Source organism: Nocardia pseudovaccinii NBRC 100343 (genome assembly GCF_001613225.1).
Classification (GTDB): Bacteria; Actinomycetota; Actinomycetes; order Mycobacteriales; family Mycobacteriaceae; genus Nocardia; species Nocardia pseudovaccinii.
In genome coordinates, this window is sequence record NZ_BDBY01000207.1 from 63,252 (window position 1) to 76,767 (window position 13,516).

The 13,516-nt window shown below is 64.2% G+C and carries 10 protein-coding genes; 7 read left to right on the top strand and 3 right to left on the bottom strand.

Features of this window, described 5'->3' with window-relative positions:
• Window positions 1–3 precede the first annotated feature (3 nt).
• Both NP3_RS26610 and NP3_RS26615 read right to left on the bottom strand, forming a co-directional pair.
• Complete coding sequence (locus NP3_RS26610; RefSeq protein ID WP_063044339.1) at window positions 4–1,245, bottom strand: acyl-CoA dehydrogenase family protein; 1,242 nt, start codon at window positions 1,243–1,245, stop codon at window positions 4–6.
• A gap of 97 nt (window positions 1,246–1,342) precedes the next feature.
• Complete coding sequence (locus NP3_RS26615) at window positions 1,343–2,086, bottom strand: IclR family transcriptional regulator (protein WP_063044341.1); 744 nt, start codon at window positions 2,084–2,086, stop codon at window positions 1,343–1,345.
• 150 nt (window positions 2,087–2,236) lie between these two features.
• Here NP3_RS26615 and NP3_RS26620 point away from each other — a divergent pair, with 150 nt between their 5' ends.
• The 7 genes from NP3_RS26620 (at window position 2,237) to NP3_RS26650 (ending at window position 9,652) form a co-directional block, all read left to right on the top strand.
• Window positions 2,237–3,595 carry an MmgE/PrpD family protein gene (locus NP3_RS26620; RefSeq protein WP_063044343.1) on the top strand — a complete coding sequence of 453 codons (1,359 nt, stop codon included), beginning with the start codon at window positions 2,237–2,239 and terminating at the stop codon, window positions 3,593–3,595.
• A gap of 20 nt (window positions 3,596–3,615) precedes the next feature.
• A complete protein-coding gene (locus tag NP3_RS26625) occupies window positions 3,616–4,119 on the top strand; it encodes a MaoC family dehydratase (protein ID WP_063044378.1) in 504 nt (167 codons plus the stop codon).
• 12 nt (window positions 4,120–4,131) lie between these two features.
• A complete protein-coding gene (locus tag NP3_RS26630) occupies window positions 4,132–4,575 on the top strand; it encodes a MaoC family dehydratase (protein WP_063044345.1) in 444 nt (147 codons plus the stop codon).
• A complete protein-coding gene (locus NP3_RS26635; protein ID WP_063044347.1) occupies window positions 4,572–5,747 on the top strand; it encodes a CaiB/BaiF CoA transferase family protein in 1,176 nt (391 codons plus the stop codon). The genes NP3_RS26630 and NP3_RS26635 overlap by 4 nt, the downstream gene beginning before the upstream one ends.
• A 15-nt stretch (window positions 5,748–5,762) precedes the next feature.
• Entirely contained in the window at window positions 5,763–6,662 is a 900-nt protein-coding gene (locus NP3_RS26640) for an HpcH/HpaI aldolase/citrate lyase family protein (protein WP_063044349.1), read from the top strand.
• Window positions 6,663–6,698: 36 nt separating this feature from the next.
• Window positions 6,699–8,105, top strand: a complete 1,407-nt coding sequence (locus tag NP3_RS26645; RefSeq protein WP_063824922.1) for an MFS transporter — start codon at window positions 6,699–6,701, stop codon at window positions 8,103–8,105.
• Between the two features lie 830 nt (window positions 8,106–8,935).
• Complete coding sequence (locus NP3_RS26650; protein ID WP_063044350.1) at window positions 8,936–9,652, top strand: DUF8020 domain-containing protein; 717 nt, start codon at window positions 8,936–8,938, stop codon at window positions 9,650–9,652.
• Window positions 9,653–10,067: 415 nt separating this feature from the next.
• Here the strand turns inward: NP3_RS26650 and NP3_RS26655 are convergent, their stop codons facing one another.
• Window positions 10,068–13,325 (bottom strand): protein kinase domain-containing protein, encoded by a 3,258-nt coding sequence (locus NP3_RS26655; RefSeq protein ID WP_063044351.1) that lies wholly within the window; start codon window positions 13,323–13,325, stop codon window positions 10,068–10,070.
• Between the last annotated feature and the right edge of the window lie 191 nt (window positions 13,326–13,516).

Below are 13,516 nucleotides of genomic sequence, written 5' to 3' on the forward strand. Positions count from 1 at the left end.
CGGTCAGGCGATCGGGCTGCGTGGGAGTAGGCGGTCGGAGATGATTTTCTGCTGGATTTGGCTGGTGCCCTCGAAGACGGTTGTGAGTCGGGCGTCGCGCCAGAAGCGTTCGACGCGGCGCTCGGTCGTGTAGCCGTTGCCGCCGTGTAGTTGCATGGCTTGTCCGGTCACGTCGACAGCCATTTCGGTGGCGAGGAGTTTGACCATCGCGGCTTCGCGTTCGCATGCCTGACCGAGGTCGATGAGATGGGCGACTTGCCGGTAGAACGCGCGGGCCTGCTCGACGCGGGCGCTCATCTCGGCGACCATGAATCGCAGTGCTTGGAAGTCGCCGATGGGGCGCTGGAACTGCCGGCGTTCCTGCAGATAGAGCAGGCATTCCTCGGTGGCGGCGCGGGCGAGTCCGACCGCGCGGGCGGCGGTGTGCACGCGGGCGACGTTGAGCCCTTGTTCGATCGCGCGGAAGGTGTTGGCTTCCTTGCCCTTTCCGCCGGCGCGGGGACGGCCCAGGTCGGTGACTCGGTTGGCGGCGGGTACGCGCAGCCCGTCGAACTCGAGGTTCCAGGTGAGGAATCCGTGATAGCCGATCTTGTCGATCGGGGTGCCGGTGAGACCGGTGGGGAAGCCGCCGCGGTCTTTCTCGATGATGAAGGTGGCCAGACCGGCCGAGCGTCGCTGGCCGGGTTCGGGGTCACCCACCCGGCACAGCAGTTGGATGAAGTCGGCGGCTTTGGCGTTGCCGCACCAACGTTTCTCCCCGGTGATGACATAGTCGTCGCCGTCGCGGACGGCGCGTGTGCTGACGCCGGCCAGATCGGATCCCGCGCCGGGCTCGGACAGGGCGGCCGCGCCGATCCATTCCCCGCGGGCGCTGCGTTGCAGTAGTCGGCGGCGCTTGTCGGCGTCGTCGAAACCGGTGCCCATCCCCTGAGCGCGGGCGATGATGCTGGCAACGCTCATCCATCCTCGCGCCAGTTCCTCGGCGATCATGCAGTACTCGAACACACCCAAGCCCATGCCGCCGTACTCCTGCGGCACCATGATCCCGAAATAGCCCTGCTCACCCATCTTGTGGATCAGCGAGCGGGGCATTTCCATCTTGTTCTTGTCGAGCTCGTCGGCAACGGGAATGACCTCTTCGTCGGTGAACCGGCGCGCGTGCGCCTGAATCTCTACGCGCATGCCGGTGTCGAACGGCGGGGTCACGACAGGCACCGGTGGAATCAAGACATCAGTCACCGACATGGGATAGCTCCTTCATTTATGCCGCAATGTGGGATGGCATTCCATATTTGCTAGGCGACTATCACCCCATGACTGTGGTCACGTCAAGTGCTTGCGCCTAATCGCGAAGGTTCGCACCGATAGCGGCCGCTGCTTTGCGCACCAGGTCACCCCAAAGCGGGACCTGCCGGTGGTCGAACCGGATATCGGGCATCGAGATCGCGACTGCGGCCACGGGCTTGCGGCCCGGCCCGAGCACCGCGGCGCCGACAGCGCAGACGTTGGCGCGATTCTCGCCGATATTGACCGCGTACCCGAGCTCGCGAATCTCGCGGATATTGGCTCGCAGTCGATCCGGGTCGGTGATGGTGTTCTCGGTGATCCGCGGCAAGCCGTGAGCGATCACCCACTCGACATCCTCGTCGGTCATCGCCGCCAGCAGGCTGCGCCCGATAGAGGTGACATGCAGCGGGGATGCGGTGCCGAGGCGGTTATAGGTGCGCACCGGCTGATCGCTGTCGAACCGATCGATGAGCACGGTGCGTTTGCGTCCGTCTAGGACCGACAGGTGAATCGTCTCGTGTGTGGCCTCGGCCAGTGCTCGCACCGGCTCGGCGGCCGCCTCTCGGATGCCGATCTCTCCCATCGCCCGGCGGCCCACGATCAACGCCTGACCGGTCAGCACCCAACGGTTGAGATCCTCCTCCGTGCCTCGCAACCAGCCGGCCTCGGCCAGCGTCACCAAGATCCGCTGCACGGTGGACGTGGGCAGATCCAGCATGCGCGACAGCGCGGCGACGCCGATGGGCTGATGCTCCGATACCGCTTCGAGTACTCGCAGGCTCCGCAGGACACTCTGCATCACCAGCTCCTTTCACAGCCCCGCCGGGAGCCCGGAGGGCAAGTCGTTGACAGATGGGGCACCCGGGGGCAATACTCACTCCACTAATTCGGGATGCCATGCCACATTATGGCATAGATTTCGAAGTGCATCCTCTGGAGGTGCCGAACCATGCCCCAATCGAGTGTTGATTCCCCGCCGACCGCGGCGTTCGCGGCCACAGTCAGCCGCCTGCGATACGACGATCTCCCCGAGTCGGTGATCGAGCTGGCCAAGCAGTGTCTGCTGGATGTGCTCGGGACGAGTATCGCCGGTTCGCGGGAGCCGGCGGCCGTCACGGTGTCCGACTACGTGACCTGTGAGGTGTCCTCGGGTCCGTGCACGGTGTTCGGCACCGGCACGACTCTGCCTGCGTCGAGTGCGGCGCTGGTCAATGGAACGGCCGGGCACGCATTGGATTTCGACGACGTGATCAGCGGAGTAGGCCATCCCTCGGTGGCGGTAGCCCCGGCGGCGATGGCAGTGGCCGAACGACTCGGTGCGTCGGGGCGGGCGCTGCTGACCGCGTTCGTCGCCGGTGTCGAGACACAGGCTCGGCTCGCGCGAGTCGTCGGCGCCACACACTATGCGCTGGGCTTCCACACCACCGCGACGCTGGGATCCTTCGGTGCGGCGGCTGCGGTCTCGCATCTGCTCGGCCTGGGCCCGGAACACATGAATGCCGCTCTGGCGATCGCGGGTACGCAGGCCGCCGGGCTCAAGGCATCGTTCGGGACCATGTGCAAACCCCTGCACGCTGGGCGGGCCGCGGCCAACGGAGTGGTCGCCGCCGAGCTCGCCGCTCGAGGTTTCACCGGCGCCGACGACATCCTCGCCGACAAGCAGGGCTTCGCCGCCGCCGAATCCGATGCCTTTCACGGCGAACTGCTCGACCAGCCGCTCGGCTCGCCGTGGCGATTGCAGGACGTCCGCTTCAAGCTGCATGCCGCGTGTTTCCTCACCCATGCCTCGATCGACTCGCTCATCACCCTCGGCTCCGACCACGGCATCGCCGCCGCCGACGTCGATCACGTGGAAATCGTTGTGCCGCATGGTCATCTGAATGTCTGCGGTATCCCCGAGCCCCGAACGGGATTGGAAGCCAAGTTCAGCCTGCGCCTCACGGCCGCGCTCGCGTTGCTGCACCACCGCGCGACACCGGACCTGTTCACCGACGACGTCGTCACCAGTGCGCCGGTGGCAGCGCTGCGCGACAAGGTGACAGTAACGGCCGATCGCAGCATGGAAGGCCCAGCCGCCGATGTGCATCTGAGGCTGGCCGACGGCCGGCGATTCGACACGCAACGCGATATGCGGGAGCCGCAATGGTGCCACCACCCCGCCGAGCAGACCGGGTCATTGCTGGCCAAGTTCCACACTCTGGCCGATCCGGTTCTCGGCGCGCGACGCGCACAACATCTGGCCTCCGTCGTGGAATCCCTCGACGACCTGTCCGATGCGCGAACGCTGTGTCGCGCAACCCACCGCTGACCGAAAGGAAAACGCCGTCCGTGTCCGACGATTTCGACACCATCAAGCACCGTGCCCGACTGCTGGCCAAAGGTCGCTGTTTCGAGGACTTCCACCCCGAGCAGCGGTTCGACCACCACTGGGGACGCACCCTCACCGAGTCCGACAGCATCAGGTTCTCCACCCTGACTCTGAGCTACAACCCGGTCTACTTCAATGCCGACACCGCCCACCAGCAGGGACACCGACGTCTCGTCGCGCACCCGAATCTGGTCTTCCTCACCGTCTTCGGGCTCAGCGTCGAGGACCTCAGCGAGAACGGTGGACCGTTTCTCGGTGTCGAGGAGCTGACCTTTCACCGCCCGGTTCTGGTCGGCGAGACGATACGGGCCCGCAGCCGGGTCCGTGAAACCCGAACCTCACGCAGCCGGCCCGGCATGGGTGTCGTCAGCTGGCACACCGAAGGACTCATTGGAGACGAGGTCGTCGTCGACTTCATCCGGACCAACTTCGTCCGCTGCGCCGGCGCAGCGAGCGTCCTCTGAAGGGACTCCCGCATGTATTACGAAGAATTCACTGTCGGCGACGTCTACCGCCACGCGCGCGGCAAAACAGTCACCGAAATGGACGGGGTACTCATCACGAACATGGTGATGAACACCGCCCAAGCCCATTTCAACGCCGACGCCCGCCGCGACAGCGCCTTCCCACACATCCTCGTTTTCGGCGGCGTCACCATCTCCATGGTGCTGGGACTGACGACCCAGGACACCGGCGAGCACGCGGTCGCCGAACTCGGGCTGGACAAGATCCGCCTGAAAGCGCCGGTCACCCACGGCGACACCCTCTACGCCTACACCCAGGTTCTGTCGAAGGACGACGGTGACCGTGCCGACGCAGGCGTGGTGAGGTTCAAACACTGGGGCGTGAATCAGGACGAGACAGTGGTATTCGAAGGCGAACGCCGCATCCTGATCCAGCGCGCGGAGGCAGCGCGATGACCGGCCCCCTGTCGGGTCTGGTCGTAGTCGACCTCACCCGCGCATTGGCCGGTCCGTATTGCACCATGCTGCTGGCCGACCTCGGTGCGGATGTCATCAAGGTCGAAGCACCGGCCGGGGACTCTGCCCGCCACCACGGCCCATTCCCCGATGACGACACCGAGCATCACTACGGCGGCTACTTCCAGAGCGTCAACCGCAACAAACGCAGTGTCGTCGTGGACTTCCGCAGCCCCCAGGGCATTGCCGCCGTTCGAAGGCTGGCCCGCGACGCGGACGTACTCGTCGAGAACTTTCGCGCCGGGGTCATGGACCGGATGGGCCTGTCCTATGAAAGTCTCGCCGAGGACAACCCCCGGCTCGTATACGGGGCGCTGCGCGGTTTCGGTGATCCGCGTACGAGCGCCGGTCCCAGCCCGTACGCCGAACGCCCTGCCTTCGACGTCGTCGCGCAGGCGATGGGCGGGATCATGGGCATCACCGGCCCACCGGGCACACCGACCAAGGTTGGTCCTGGGATAGGGGACATCTTCCCCGCGACCCTCATGGCTGTCGGCATCCTCGCCGCGGTCACCGAATGCCAGCGCACCGGACGAGGACGATTCGTCGACGTCGCGATGTACGACGCGATCGTCTCCCTGTGCGAACGAACCGTCTATCAGTACTCCTACAGCGGTGTGGTCGCCACCGGCGAAGGCAACGACCATCCACTGCTGTGTCCCTTCGGCCTCTACCGTGCCGCCGACGGATGGGTCACCATCGCCGCCCCGCGGGAACGCCAGTGGCAAGCACTCTGTACTGCTGTCGGCAAACCCCACCTGGCCGACGATCCGCTGTTCGCCTCCAACAACGCTCGCGTCGTCGTTCGCGACGAAGTCCGCGTTCTGATCGAAAGCTGGACGAGTGCGCGCACGATGTCCGAGATCGTCCAGGCACTTGCCGACGATGTGCCCTGCGGTCCGGTCAACTCCGCGGCAGGTATCTATGCCGACCCACACGTCCACCTCCGCAACATGCTGATCGAGCTGGAGCACCCCGGTAGCACGCGAACCGTGACCGTCGCCGGACAACCCATCAAATTCGGCGGCGCGCCGACACCTCGGGCCCGCCGCGCACCCCTGCTCGGCGAACACACCGCCGAACTACTCGACCTGCACGAAGCAACCCACTGAAAGGAAACACCACCCATGCGACTGCGACGCAGCGAACTGTCCACCCCCGGCAGCAGCGAGAAGATGCTCGCCAAGGCCGCGGCCAGCGACGCCGACCTGGTCTTCTGCGATCTGGAGGACTCCGTCGCCCCGGCCGAGAAGGTGAGTGCACGGCAGAAGATCGTGCACGCTCTGATCAACCACTCGTGGCGGCCCGCCACCCGCGCCGTGCGGATCAACGACCTGGAAACGCACTACGCCTACCGCGACATCATCGACGTCGTCACCGGTGCCCGCGACGCGGTCGACATCGTCATCGTGCCCAAGATCAAATCCGCCCGCGACGTCTGGTGGGTCGACAAACTGCTCACCCAGTTGGAAACCGACCTCGGTCTGACCAAACGGATCGGCATCGAAGTACTGATCGAAGAGGTCGAGGCGATGATCGCGGTCGAAGAGATCGCGCAGTCCTCGCCCCGCCTCGAAGCTCTCATCTTCGGACCCGGCGATTACTCGGCCTCACAAGGCGTTCGAGTAAAAGACCTCGGCGACTCCGACGGCAGCTACCCCGGTGATCTCTGGCACTACGCCCGCAACAAGATCGCCATCGCCGCACGCGCCGCCAAAATAGACGCCATCGACGGCCCCTTCGCAGCCTTCGGCGACCCCGACGGCTATCGTCGCCAAGCCAAGCTGGCCCACACCGTCGGATTCAGCGGCAAATGGGCCATCCACCCCAGCCAGATCACGCTCGCAAACGCGGAATTCGCGCCCAGCCCCCAAGAGGTCGCCGAGGCCCGCAAGCTCGTCGAAGCCTTCGACGACGCCCAAGCGCGAGGACTCGGCGCGGTCGCCGTCGACGGCACCATGGTCGACATCGCCTCCGTGCGGATTCTGCGCGTCATCCTCGACCGAGCCACAGCCCTCGGTATTTAAACCCGTTCCTTTGGCACAACGACGTGTGAGACACTCATGACACAATCAGGTACCGGCCCGCAACTGCTGGCCAGATTCAGCCGCATCCCCGTAACAACCCGCTCCCACCGGCGATGGGCGATCCTCCTGGCCGGCGTGTTCGTCTTCGAACTCGCCGACCTCCACACATTCGCCCTCGTCGCGCCGGAACTGCGCAAACAGTGGCACCTGAGCGTGGCCAGCATCGGGCTGATCACCTCGCTCGGCTTCGTCGGAATGTTCCTCGGCTCCGCCATCGGCGGCAGGCTCTCCGACGCCTACGGCCGAAAGAAACCACTCATCTGGTCCTCGATCTGGTTCTCGATATTCTCGGCACTCTCGGCACTGGCAACAGATCTCGCGACACTGGGTGTACTCCGCATCCTCACCGGCGTCGGCTTGACCTCGATGACCGCGATCGCGCTTTCCTACGTCTCCGAGATGTACCCACGAGACCTGCGCGGCCGGTACCTGGCCCTGATCTTCGGCGTCGGGCTTTCCGGCATACCCCTCATATCCTGGTTCGCCCGCGCCGTCGTCCCCGCAGGCACCGATGGCTGGCGCTGGGTGTTCCTCGTCGGTGGGCTGGGCATCGTCGTCGCCGCGCTGATGATCAAATACCTGCCCGAGTCGATCCGTTGGCAGATCGCGAACGGCACCGGCGAACAAGCCGAATCGCTTGTCGCCCAATTGGAACGCGAGGCCGTGGCCAAACTCGGAACGGATCTCCCCGAGCCCGAGATCGCTACCGAGACACCAGCGGCTCGAGGAGGGCTGCGCGAACTGTTCGGTCCGCAGTACCGGCGGCGGACCATCGTGTTCTTCATCGCCAGCATCTTCGCCGTGGTCGGGTTCTACGGTTACACCAGCTTCGTACCCACGCTGCTGGTCGAGCACGGCTTCGACGTCGTGCACAGCCTCACCTACACCTCGATCGTGCAACTCGGTGCAATCCCCGGCGCGTTCCTGGCCTTTACCTTCACCGACCGCTGGGAACGCAAATACAGCCTCGGCATCAGTTACCTGAGTATCACCGCACTCGTACTCGTCTACGGATACGCAGACGAGGCCGGTGTCATCGTCGTTACCGGCTTCCTCATTGCCATGCTGCTGCAAACCTCGACCGTGCTCGCCTTCACCTACGGCCCCGAAATCTTCCCCACCGAACTCCGCGGGCTCGGCGGCGGGCTCGGCAACGGCCTCGGCCGCCTCGCCACCGCCGGCGGCAGCAACCTACTGCCCGTCATCTTCACCACCTTCGGCTACACTGCGGTGTTCATCTATGTCGGTGTCGTCCTGGCCATCACCGCCATCGCTTACCTCGGCTGGGGCGAACGCACGACCGGCCGCGCACTGGAAACAGTCACCGTCGGCCCCCGGAACCCAGCAGCACCAACGCCACAAGAACGAGAAAATGCCACCTGAACAGGCAAAATATCTGGACTGACCAGGCAAGCGGGCGTGCTGGAGAGGCGGCGTTCGGTACCGCGCCTCAGTAGGCAGTACCGGTCAATCCCGACGAACAGCCACGATGACCGCCTGAGGCCGCCGCCGATACAGGACGTTCGGACGAATAGCCGATTGCACACCGGCTCAGCCAACTCCGAGCATCCAGTGCCGAAGCCGTAGGCCCGGTCGTGCGTTCTGTCCGCCTGATGGCATAACGCGCCTACACATTTACAGAACGCACTCGCTGAAGTTGAAAAGCCGACATCATCATGAGATCGAATCAATTGTCATGTTCTGCGCCGCGCGGTCATCGGCCGATATGGACTCGCTGGGCGAATCGGCAAAACAAGTACATGCATTTCCGCCGCGGTGTCATCCGCGGCATGCGATGGAGGCATTTTCGACAGACACCGAATTTCGCCTCGTGTCACTTCGCGGGGCATCATGATGAATCCTGCTGTGTTCAGGAGACCGTTCGCAGGGAATTTTCGCAACGAGGGGGCATTCAACTGGCCTCGGCGCCCTAACTTTCCGCGCGGATGGGGTCTGTGTTTCTCATGCCACGATGGCCTGCTGTATCCGGTGCCGGTGCTGCAATTCAACCGGCAGTTCGGATGGCGTGAATCGGAGCGGGTATTTCCCGCCGTAAAAGCGGTTATCGGAGGGTATTTCCCTCCCTGATCCGTGACATAAATATCCACCTCGGATGAGAGCCCGTTGTAGACAGTCGCAGATATGAGCCACTCGGTGGTGATCCGCGAGTTCGAAATCGGGCTTTTCTCTGAGGAATGAAAAGGAGAACAAAAATGATGGGGAAAAAGGTATCGGTCGTGGTCGTGCTGACCGCTGCGCTTACGGTGTCCGCGGGAGCGGCGACCGCTGCTCCCGCACCGGTAATCGAAGACGGTGCCGTGCACTACACCGCGGAAAGGACCGCTACATCGACGATCGTGCACACCGACGCAGGCTCGCTGGTTGATGATCACGGTGTGTTCGAGATCAAGGCGGCGGACGGCACCGTGCTCGCAGGCACCCATTTGGCCTTCCGGGTCGATGACTTCGAATTCCCGATCACTGCTGATATCCATGATCGCACCGCGACCCTGACTCCTCGATTCGATCTGACGGACGCGACCTATAAGCCGGTTGCGCTGCCTTACGAAGACACTGCACCGTGGAAAACTCCGTATGACCGCGAGCAAGCGGCTTGGAGCCGACTGACCAGTACCATCACTGCGGGGGCCACCATCGGCACGCTTGTTGGCGGTATCACCGGCGGTGCAGTCGGATGTGTACTCGGCGGTATCGCGGGCGCAACCGTCGCCGCGGCGACGATCGTCGGCATGTTCGGCCCGTTCATCCCGGCGGCAGCGATTGGATGCCTGGGCGGGATCGTCGCCGTGGGCGCCCTGGGAACTCTGGCAGGGCAACTTCTGGTGACGGCACCCGTTGCGATCATGGCGGCCATCCAGTATTTCACCACCATCAACCAGCCTTTCGTCCCACCGGCGCCGGCGAAATAGAAACGCACCGCGTCGCGGGTGCGGTGGAACATGGGCCGGGCGGCCAGATCGGTCTCGGACATGGCAGCCGTTCGGTCCTGCCAGGCGGCGGGCCCGGACCAGGGCGACTTCATCGATGGCTTTTGTGTGGACATCGATGATCTGCCCGTCGGTGAATACCTCTCCGTGCCAATGTAAGTGGGATTTCAGCCCTGCCGCAGCCTGTGGATCGACGCGGCGTTCGTTGGAGTAGCCGACCTTGCGCAGGCCGTCCCTCGGCGATCTAGCAAACATGCGGCAGGTACCTGATCGCCGTCGAGATTCGCGAACAAGGCGCCCGTCCCGCGAACCGCTGTCCGTATCGACTCCGCGAGAAGCGACTCGAGCCGGCCAATTATGACCGACCTCGGCAGTGGTGCCGAGGTCGGTTTGGCGGTCAAGGATTGTCTTGTCTGGCTTCGTCTACGATCCAGGCTGCGATCTGCGCCCGTGAGGTGAATCCGAGTTTGGTGAGGATGTGTTCGATGTGACCTTCGGCGGTGCGTCGTGAGATCACCAATTTTGCGGCGATCTGCTTGTTGGTGAGGCCTTGTGCGACGAGGTTTGCGATCTCCCGTTCGCGCTTGGTCAATTTCGATTCCGCAGTGAACCGCTGCGAGGCGTTCGGCTGCTGCCCGAGAGCGTATGCCACGGCTGCGTCCATCCCCATCGACTGGCCGTGACGGAACGCCGCGTCGAATCCTCGCTTGCCGAGGATTCGACGTGTCTCACGGTCCCATTGGTCGTGATAATGCGACAGATTCGGGAAAATAGTGCTGACACCACCAGCCCTCGGCCACAACTTTTTCGCGGCGCCCATCAGTATCGCCGATCGCTCGCCATCGCTATCGGCGACGACCCAAGCTAGTGCCTCGAGGCCGAACGCCGCGAGGACAGAGCTGCGGGTCGGCGAGCTGACTCGTATGGCTTCCTTCAGCAGCTCTTGCGCTCGGTCTGGCTCTCCCTGTTGCCATGCAGCAATGCCGATTCCCCACAGCGCGTTTGCCCGATACAGCGTTTCGCCGCACGCTTCGGTGATGGAAAGTACTCGCTCGTATTGCTCTATCGCCCGCGCCGTATCGCCTTGAAGTGTGTACGCCATAGCGAGCGAGAGCGACGAAACCAAGTACAGATACTGTCGGCGATTCGAACCGAGCGCTTCGATGACGGCCTCGAAGAACGAGGCTGCGCGAGCGGGTTCATCTCGGCGTAGCGCCATGGCGCCATCGGCATAGTCGACCAGGGCCTGGGCGATTGGGCTGGAATCCTGCTCGGCGTATGTGTGCGACTGCGCGGTGAGGGCGGACGCGCGGTCGAGGTTCCCCTGTACTGCCGCCATGACGGTGGCGGCGTGAAGCGCTCCGGCCCTGTGCTGGATCGAGCTCGTTCCGGGGTGGGCGAGTGCGCGCTTCAGCCAGCGTCGGCCTTCGCTGTACACACCGCGAAAACTCCAGAACGGGAAGAGCGCGGTGGCGGTGCGCAGCCCGGCCTCGGTGGCTTCGGGGTCGTCTTCGGCGAGGCAGAACTCGAGCATGGCGCGGAAGTTCTGTTGTTCACGGTCGAGGCGGGCGAGCCAGTCGAGTTGGCGGTCGCTGATCCATTCCGCCTCCGCGGCCAGGGCCAATCGCTCGTACCAGTCGCGGTGTCGGCGCCGCAGATCCTGGTATTCGTCGGTCTCTTGCAGCTTTTCGCGGCCGTAGTCGCGCATGGTCTCGAGCATCCGGAAGCGCACGACGCCGTCGGATTCCTCGCGGATCACTATCGATTTGTCGACCAGGGAGGATAGGACATCGAGTAGCGTCGCGGGTGCGAGATCCCCACCGCATACCTGCTCGGCGGCGTCGAGTTCGAAGCCACCCGCGAATACCGATAGCCGCGCCCAGATACGTTGCTCGTCCGGTGTGCACAGCTGGTAGCTCCAATCGATGCACCAGCGCAGGGTTTGTTGACGTTCCGGTGCGGTGCGGCTACTGCGGGTGAGCAGGGCGTATCGGTCGGTGAGTCGCCGCAGGATCTGCGCGGGTGACATGGCGCGCATCCGCGCGGCGGCGAGTTCGATGGCCAGCGGTAACCCGTCGAGGCGGGAGCAGATCCGGGCCACGGTGGCCTTGTTGTCCTCGGTGAGTTCGAAGCCTGGCACTACGGCCGCTGCGCGGTCGGCGAACAAGGTCACGGCGTCGTATTTGGGCAGGCCGCGAAAGGTTGGTTCGTGGTCGGGATCCGGGACGGTCAGCGGTAAGACCCGCAGCACCGCTTCTCCGGCGATATCCAGTGGCTCGCGGGTGGTGACGAGTATCCGCAGATTCGGACATGCCAGCAGCAATGTCTCGACCAGCTCGGCCAACGCTTCCACCACCTGCTCGCAGTTGTCCAAAACGAGCAAGATTTCTCGCGAAGAGAGGTACTGGAGCACTACCGAATGGACCGGCTGGTGCGAATCGTCTCTCAGGCCCAAGGTGGCTGCCACGACTTCGACCAGCACCGTCTGATCGCGGACGTCGGCCAGCTCGATCACCCGGACCCCTTCGGCGAAGTCACGACGCGCGTTCGCCGCCGATCGCATGGCGAGCCGGGTCTTGCCGACGCCCCCGATGCCGGTCAAGGTCACCAGTCGATGGGTGGACAGCAGATTCTTCACTTCGGCGGTCTCGGTGCGGCGGTCGATGAAACTGGTCAGCTCGAGTGGCAAATTGCTGTCGCACGTCGGTACCGTGTCTCGCCTCTGCTGCGCGTGATCTCGCGGCTCACGGTTAGGTTCGAGGTGCAGCGCCATCTCGTCGATCGCGTACCCGTGGCGCCGTTGCATTCGCTGCAGAGTTTCCCCGAACACCGCCGCCGAGGGCCGCTCGCGCGGATCCCGGCTCATTGCCGTAGCCACGGCCGCCGATAGGTCTTCGGGAATGCCGCTCCCGTGCAGGTCCGGGGTCGGCTCGGTGGTGATTCGCAGGAACTGGGACACGACGTTCTCTCCGCTGCGCCGTTCGAACGCCGCATGCCCGGTGAGCGCACAGAACAGGGTGGCGCCTAGCCCGTAGACGTCTGCGGCCGGGCCCGGTGCCTCGCCTTCCAACACCTCCGGGGCGGTGAACGCCGGTGATCCGGTCAACTTGCCGGTGGCTGTTTGGAATCCGCCGGCGATGCGTGCGATACCGAAATCTGTGAGTGCTGGCTCGCCGTATTCGGTGAGCAGGATGTTTCCCGGCTTCACATCGCGGTGCACGATCCCGAGCTGGTGTGCGCTGTCCAGCGCGCCTGCGACTTTCACCCCGATCCGCAACGCCTCTTCCGTTCGCAGGGGACCCTGTCGGCGGATCCACGCATCCAGTGAATCCAACGGGTGATAGGGCATGACCAGGTAGGGACGGCCGCTCGGGGTGACACCGGTTTGGAGCACTGTGACGATATTCGGATGTCCGGTCAGCCGGCCCATCGCCCGCTCCTCGCGGAAGAACCGCGCCCGGCTTTCCTCGTCCAACTCCGCGGTCAGCACTTTCACCGCGACCGTACGGTCCAACGCAACTTGCCTGCAGCGATAGACGACACCGAATCCACCGTGGCCGATTTCTTCCGCGTCCTCGAAACCTGCCGCACTCAATTCCGCCGCGACCGGAGTAATGACGTCACGGCGGGTCCGGAACAAATCATCGTTGGTCATCAGCTGTGTGCAATCCACTCAGCACATACCCGGACACCAGGTAACAGGCGCGCTCAGCATTCAACAACGCTCAGCGTATCTCAGACCGGTCGACCTGCGGCCGTTCCGAGTTTCGGGCCATCGGCGTTACATGAGGTGCGAAGTACGGTGAGATCCACCTGCCACTGACATCGGGGCCGTCTCGACATCGG

What these genes read in the sequence shown, in the direction of transcription:
- NP3_RS26610 (WP_063044339.1), bottom strand. Translation starts at nt 1,245, where the DNA reads ATGTCGGTGACTGATGTCTTGATTCCACCGGTGCCTGTCGTGACCCCG.
- NP3_RS26615 (WP_063044341.1), bottom strand. Translation starts at nt 2,086, where the DNA reads ATGCAGAGTGTCCTGCGGAGCCTGCGAGTACTCGAAGCGGTATCGGAG.
- NP3_RS26620 (WP_063044343.1), top strand. Translation starts at nt 2,237, where the DNA reads ATGCCCCAATCGAGTGTTGATTCCCCGCCGACCGCGGCGTTCGCGGCC.
- NP3_RS26630 (WP_063044345.1), top strand. Translation starts at nt 4,132, where the DNA reads ATGTATTACGAAGAATTCACTGTCGGCGACGTCTACCGCCACGCGCGC.
- NP3_RS26635 (WP_063044347.1), top strand. Translation starts at nt 4,572, where the DNA reads ATGACCGGCCCCCTGTCGGGTCTGGTCGTAGTCGACCTCACCCGCGCA.
- NP3_RS26640 (WP_063044349.1), top strand. Translation starts at nt 5,763, where the DNA reads ATGCGACTGCGACGCAGCGAACTGTCCACCCCCGGCAGCAGCGAGAAG.
- NP3_RS26645 (WP_063824922.1), top strand. Translation starts at nt 6,699, where the DNA reads ATGACACAATCAGGTACCGGCCCGCAACTGCTGGCCAGATTCAGCCGC.
- NP3_RS26650 (WP_063044350.1), top strand. Translation starts at nt 8,936, where the DNA reads ATGATGGGGAAAAAGGTATCGGTCGTGGTCGTGCTGACCGCTGCGCTT.
- NP3_RS26655 (WP_063044351.1), bottom strand. Translation starts at nt 13,325, where the DNA reads ATGACCAACGATGATTTGTTCCGGACCCGCCGTGACGTCATTACTCCG.